Origin of the sequence: Lactobacillus sp. 23-2, assembly GCF_044902225.1 — a bacterium.
In the GTDB taxonomy this organism is placed as follows: Bacteria; Bacillota; Bacilli; order Lactobacillales; family Lactobacillaceae; genus Lactobacillus; species Lactobacillus absianus.
Window position 1 is genome coordinate 39,008 of record NZ_JAOQBX010000008.1, and the last position, 6,856, is coordinate 45,863.

A 6,856-nucleotide genomic window follows, 5' to 3' on the forward strand; every position below is an offset into this window, starting at 1 on the left:
AAATCGACATGTCTCATATGTGATGTTAAAGGAAGGAAAAGTAATATGCGGAAAATTTCCAAAAACATTCTGCTCATATCATCTGTTGGCTTGGCCAGCTCCGCTTTTGCGGTGACCGCTACCCACCCAGTGTTTGCCGCAAGCAACACTAGCAAGAAAACTACTGTGGCTAACGACCAAGCCAAGGTTAAGAGCGCGCAAAATAGTGTTAACCAAACTCAAAGCAAGTTAACCAAGGCGCAAAATGATTTGAATACCGTTAACAAGGATCTGACTCAAAAAGAGACGGATTTGGCAAATGCTAAAAGTGCAACCGAAGCAGCTAATGGTAAGGTAGCAGCTCCGAATAAGAGCAATGATGAGGCTCAGTCCGCTCTCAAGCAAGCTCAAGCAGCCACTGATTCCGCAAACAGCAACTACCAAAACGCTGTTAAGGATAGTACCGACAAGCAAAAGGACTTAACTGATTCACAAAACAAAGTAACTAATCTCGAAAAGCAACTTACTGATGGCGAAAAGAACAATAACGACATCAAGCAAAAAGTTACTGACAAGAACAATGAGATCAGCGACAACCAGAAGACTTTGTCCGGCTTGCAACAAGAAAAGAGCAAATCTGACGCTAAGCTTTCATCCGCGCAAAATAATCTTGCTGAAAAGAAGCAGAAGGCTGATAGTGCCTCACAGGCCTTGCAAACGGCTAAAAAAGATCTGGGTTCAGCAATCAGCACTAATGAAAGCTTGGCCCTTCCGCAAAGCTACATTGACTACGTTACTGGCAAGTCAACTGACTGGGATACTGCCAAAAAGGACCTGCAAGATGTAGTAAACAGCCACACTTATCCATTTGCTGATGGTGATGAAAACGATACCGTTTACGATGATCCTGCTGCCTTATCCGAAACAGATCAAAAGCGTTTGGATTTCTACGTAAAGAGCTTAATTGATTCCGTCAAGTCTCAAGTTGGATCAACCAGCAAGCTGACTATCACTGACGGTTCACTTGAATTTGCTAAGCGTTACACGCAAGAATACCAAAGCAGCAATTATGTCTTTAGAAAGTACAACGCAATCAAGTCAGCCTCAAGCATCATGGGCCTTGATGAGTATGCTGTCACTGGATATGACATTGCTGCCAACAGACAAGTTACTAGTCGGTCCATTTCGATTATCAATGGATACGTATATAACTCATATGAATTCGGGACAACCAAGATGAGCGAAATTGCCAAGGCAGCTTTTGACTTGGTAACACAGGAACTGGCTAATCCAACTGATTATAACAACATCATCAACAACAATGGTTACTTCTCAGTTGCTGTAACCACCCAGGATGACAAGTTCTACGTCTGCCTTTTGACAATCAACCCTACTAACGTTCCAAGTCGCTTTAACACCAAGGAAGTTGTCAAGCCGAGCCAAGATGAACTTGCAGCAGCTGCTCAAAAGGCTCAAGCTGATTCAGACCAAGCCAACAAAGACGTCAAAAGTGCTCAAAGCGCGTTTGATCAAACGCAAACTGAAAATCAAAAACTCAGTCATCAAATCAGTGATCTGCAAAAGAAGATCAGTGACGATCAAGGCGCTGTTGCATCCTTGCAGAAACAGCTTACTGACACGGCAAAGCTTCAGTCACAGATCAAGGAAACCAAGGACTCGTTGCCGGCAAAGCAAGCTGCTCTGCAAGCAGCAAATGAGAAGGTTAAAACTACTCAAAGCAAACTGAATGACTGCAAGACCGCATTAGCAGCGGCTCAGAAAGAAGCAGCAAATACCCAAAGCAACTGGGATAAGGTAAAGGCTGACGCAAGCAGTGCACAACAAAAGCTCCAAACTGCTCAGAAGGCATACAATGAAGCAAAGAAGAAGCAAGAAAAGCTGACTGCATCGGTTGCATCACTCAGCAAGAAGCTTGCCTACGAAAAGAAGCAACTGGCCCACGCTAAGGCTGTTTTAGCTCTTGCTCAAAGCAAGAAGGCTACTACTAAGAAGCCAACTAAGAAAGCCAAGGCACCTAAGAAAACGATCAAGAAGGCTAAAAAGTCTAAGAAAGTAGTTGTCGCAAGCAGCAAGTTCACCAGCCTCAAGGGCAGCAAGAAGGCCTTTGTAGGCAGCTGGAAAAAAGCCAAGTCCGTTTCTGGCTACCAAATCCGCTATAGCACGGCTTCATCAATGAAGAAGGCTAAGACTAAGAGCACCAAGGCAACGAAAGTTAAGATTTCCCGCTTAAAGAGCAAAAAGAAGTACTACGTACAGCTTCGTTCTTACCGCAAGCTTTCCGGAAAGACCTTCTACTCTGCTTGGTCAAAGGCTAAGACGGTCAAGACCCGTTAGTCTATTCAAAAGCTGATATTGTATAAATAAAAACTATTCCACGCATGGAATAGTTTTTTTAGTCTCTACTTATTTTCATTAGTCTGACTGACCGACTTTGCTTTTTAAAACAAAAAGAGCAACTAAGCCATAGTTGGTTTAGTTGCTCCTCTAAAAAGCGCTAGCGCTTATTTTTTAGGCTCTATAATTTTTCTTACTGGTGAACATCAATTGTCCATCGGTAAGAATTTTTTGTTTTAATAGTATAAAAAAGAGGCCCATAGGCCTCGCTATCAAACTTAAAATCATCTTCCACAATTCTCATAAGTATAGAAAGCTGGTCTCTATGAACCTCAACACTAATTATATTAAAGAATTCCTCGATATTGAAGACCCTGGCTGAGCTCAACGTCTGCCCTAATTGCGAGTCCGACAACTTTATCTATAATGGCTTCAAGACCGTCACTATCCCATATATTTCCGCCAATGCAAGCAAACCCGTCTTTATCAAAGTCAAAAAGCACGGCATCTTTTGTAAGAACTGCCAAGAATACAGTTATCTTTCCACTAACATTGTCGAAAAGCACTGCCACATCTCTAACGCTGTCAAGCGCAAAATCATATCCGGGCTTACCGAAGACCGTTCTATGACCAGTATTGCCAGGGAAAACAGCGTCTCGGTCACCACTGTTCAAAGATGTCTGGACGAGTGCAGCGCTCAGTTTACCCCATCATTTGACTCCCTGCCTGAACACCTGGCTTTTGACGAATTCAGAGGCGTCGGCCGAAAGCTGCACTTCATCTGTCAAGACGGCGAAAAGCACACGATCGTAGTTATTCTGCAGAACCGCTTTAAGAGCACTATCAGAAAGTACTTTGAGCAATTCCCAGAAACGACCAGAAAGGCCGTCAAAACGGTAAGCACTGACCTTAACTGCTATTACGACTCCCTTGCCAGAGAGCTCTTTCCAAACGCTAAGGTCGTCGTTGATCGTTTCCACATGGTTCAAATGGTGACCAGATCCTTTACTGGCTTTAGAGTGCAAGTCATGAAGGAAATGGATAAGACTTCTAGAGAATACAAGCTCCTTAAGAGCCACTGGAAGCTCTATCTGAAAAAGTACAAAGAGTTGGAAGGAACGAACCAAGTCTACAACAGAAGCCTTCGAGCACCTTACACCCAGTCCCAGATTGTCAGCGAGGGGCTTCAATGTGATGAGACTCTGGAAAACATCTACAACTTCATGCAGGACTTCATGTACGCGTTAAAATACAAGGACCCGGAAAAGATAGAAGAATTGCTTAGCGGCAATACTAGACAATACTGTCCGCAGCTTAGAACCACTATCAGAAGCTTCAGAAGGAGCTTTAGGGCTGCTCTAAATGGCGCTACGCTGCCTTTCTAGAACGGTTGCCTGGAAGGCCTCAACCGCAAAATCAAACAGATTGAGCGCACGGCATACGGCTACTCCAACTTCACCCACCTTCTGAAACGAATCAGACTGGAGCAGAATCTCATTTCACTAAAAAAGAGCGCCAAACGGCTAGAAGCTGTTCAGCACTCTCATTAAATTTATTTACACTCCTTGACAATCATCAGTAAGATTTGACAAAGAGCCGAAGAAATCCCATAAATTGCAGTTTTTCACTCTTTTAGGTTCCGTAGTGTAATATTGTCGTAATCAGCTTCGGAAAGCCTGCTTTTTTAATTCCTGTTGAACATAGTAATCACTCGATCCCATCTGTTCTGGAAGGGTCGTCTTAAACTTATCGTTATTACCACCATCCAGGTAAGCGTAATAGCCATTAGGTAATTTCACAGCTAAACCAATTCCAATATTTTGAATTGATGTACCGTTTTGGTATTTAGCAGACCACTTAGTAATATGAGTAGTTGGATCAGGAGCTACGCCGGTAGAAATGGCCCTTGTGGTGAACAAGTCAGGATACTTGGACTGTAACTCTGACAGATACTTACCACCATAAGTTTCCTGTCCGTTTCCACCACCGGCTGTGTATGCAAAGTAGATTTGATTAGCATATGTCTTACCATTGACGTAAAGCTGCGTTCCACGATTGTTAGCTCTGGTAACCGTTACTGCTTCTTGACCGGAAAAGCCAATCATCTGGTTCATAACAATATCTTCCTGAACCTTTAAGCCAGCGCTATGCAAAGCGGCAATCGCGTTTGCTAATTCTTCACCACTTCCATACTTGGTTGGATTAGCATTAGTCCCTAGGTTATAGCGATCAGTTATAGAATAACCTTCGTTATAGCGACTCATACCAAACGGTGTGTAAGCAGGGGCCATCCAGAAGTCAGTGATTCCCAGGTTGTTAAAGAGCGCAGCGTTTTTGGCAATAATATTATATGCATGATTCTCTGTACTTGTTGGTTCAGGTTGATACAAACTAAAGTCTTCATAGATCATATGAGAATCAAGTGCAGCATTAGATTCGAAGATCTTATTACTATCCGCTGAAACAGTGGCGGCATTAGTAGTAACATCCTGATTTCCAGAAACAACTGGGACCCACACACCAAGATATCCACTTACATAAGGATTGCTGTATCCCTTAACAGTAACCTTCAAAATACCATTATCATCAGTTGTTAAGGTCTCTGGATTTTCAGCACCATCAGCATTATATGTTAAACCATTATCCGTTGTGTCAAGCAAGTTACGATACCGCTCATTAGCATGGGCACGACCCATATTAATAGAAATTGTTTGCTCTGCCATTTGTGGATTGTTACCAACGATAACTGCCATTCCACTTGTTCGACTCAAACTATCAGTACCCTCACTATTAGCATCAGTACCCTCACTATTAGCATTAGCAACGCCCTTACCATAACGAACACTTACAATTAAGTTATCGCTAAGCTTGGTCATTGTTTGTCCGCCGCTAACAAATTGTTTCCGTGCCTTCATTAACGTCGTAATTGCATCATAGTAGATCGACTTTTCCTGCATATATTGTGCAGTTTCGTTGTAAAGATCACCATAGTAAATCTGCGGTACAGTATCTTTGTTGCTTAGAAGAATTGCATATTGTGCTGGAACGTTATACTGAGCATACTGCTTATCGGTCTTCTTTTGATCAGCATAAAACTCTTGCCAAGCTTTGTTAGCATATTCTGCTTTATATGCTGATCCCATAATGTAAGCTATGCCAGGATGGTCTTTAATAATTAACCTATTAATCAAGTTCTTGCGTTGATCATGGTTAGTGACAAATGACCAGTTTGGAGTAGCTTCATTTTCCGTAACGTCATTTTGCCGGTTAACAATACTATTAGTAACCAGAGCACCAATATTATCACGATTGTTAGCACGTCCGAGGACATTTTCTAAAGTATAGAATTCTCCAGAATCCATGTACAATTGTGGATTACCCTTCTTGTTCAACATCCGGGCAGCACCTGAATGGTATCCTTCGTTATAGCTTAAGTGATTATTAGCATTTTGCGGGTTACCCTTCATATGGTACATATCATTCATTAATTGTCCCATCTGGTCGAGCACATCAGCATTAATATTATCAGCAGCATCAATCCGGAAACCGTCAAAATTACCATCCCGGTTATAACCCATCAGCTTACCATAATTTAACAAGAAGTATTCCCAGTTAAGGTTCTCAGCTTGTACCACCGGATTAGAGTTATCAATATCATTTCCGACCAATAACTCAGGACTGTTATCGCTATTATCATTACCAGTTTGGTTATTGATCGTACGGTTCATTAAGCGATACTTACTATCAGCGTAACTAGTATTACCTCTACGTTGATCTTTTGAATCATTATTAACGAAGATTACTTGATCGTCATCTACAGTTCCGCTTTCATTAGGCTTATAATTTGGCACGCTCTGTACTGATAATTCAGATGAAGCCGATAGTTCAGGAATAGTAGCTGCAAAACCATTAATGTCATTTGCTAACTTACCCGTTCCCTTATTAGTAGCAATACTTTTTTCAATTACGTAACGAAGATTTTGTGCTGCCGTGTTAAGAACTGTTGCATCTGTGCCCTTATTAAGCTTTGCTACCGATGCCTTTGTTAATCCATACTTAGCATTCTCATAACCATGATTAACAAAATACTTAATGAATTGTGCCTGAACATCCTTATTTGGCCATGCATACATCAAGATTGGCCGCCAGTCACCAGCCCCGGTCTTGTACCATTTCTTACCATCTTGGCTTGTTCCAATTGGTCGGTACCAACCACTGTAGCTAAGGTAGCCATCAATATTGTTAATGGAGTTGGCATCCATCGAATAGGCTAAGTTATCCCAAGTACCAGCGTCGAGGCGCTTAATAAGCTTGTTTGTCCGCAGATCATAAATATTAAGCTTGCCGTTTTCAATTGCCCCACGGATGGTGACCCTTGCGTCACCGTTACCACCGAAGTAATAGAATTTATTGCCTTCTTGATAAGGCCGGTTACGATATTGAACGTGGTCCGCGCCGTAATATTCTAGCTTGTTCTTGCCGTAATGACGTAAGCCAGTTACTGCGTCACCATTGCTGCCAA

General features: G+C 42.2%; 2 protein-coding genes and 1 pseudogene. 2 read left to right on the forward strand and 1 reads right to left on the reverse strand.

The annotated features are described in order from the left end of the window. The first annotated feature begins 45 nt into the window (after nt 1-45). Both OCH80_RS04790 and OCH80_RS04795 read left to right on the forward strand, forming a co-directional pair. A complete protein-coding gene (locus tag OCH80_RS04790; RefSeq protein ID WP_404538380.1) occupies nt 46-2,334 on the forward strand; it encodes an SEC10/PgrA surface exclusion domain-containing protein in 2,289 nt (762 codons plus the stop codon). Nucleotides 2,335-2,708: 374 nt separating this feature from the next. After that, nucleotides 2,709-3,903 (forward strand): annotated as a pseudogene (locus OCH80_RS04795) (ISL3 family transposase); the annotation flags it as partial. 92 nt (nt 3,904-3,995) lie between these two features. Here the strand turns inward: OCH80_RS04795 and OCH80_RS04800 are convergent. Then, the coding region (locus OCH80_RS04800) for a glycoside hydrolase family 70 protein (RefSeq protein WP_404538383.1) at nt 3,996-6,856 on the reverse strand (2,861 nt) is incomplete at its 5' end.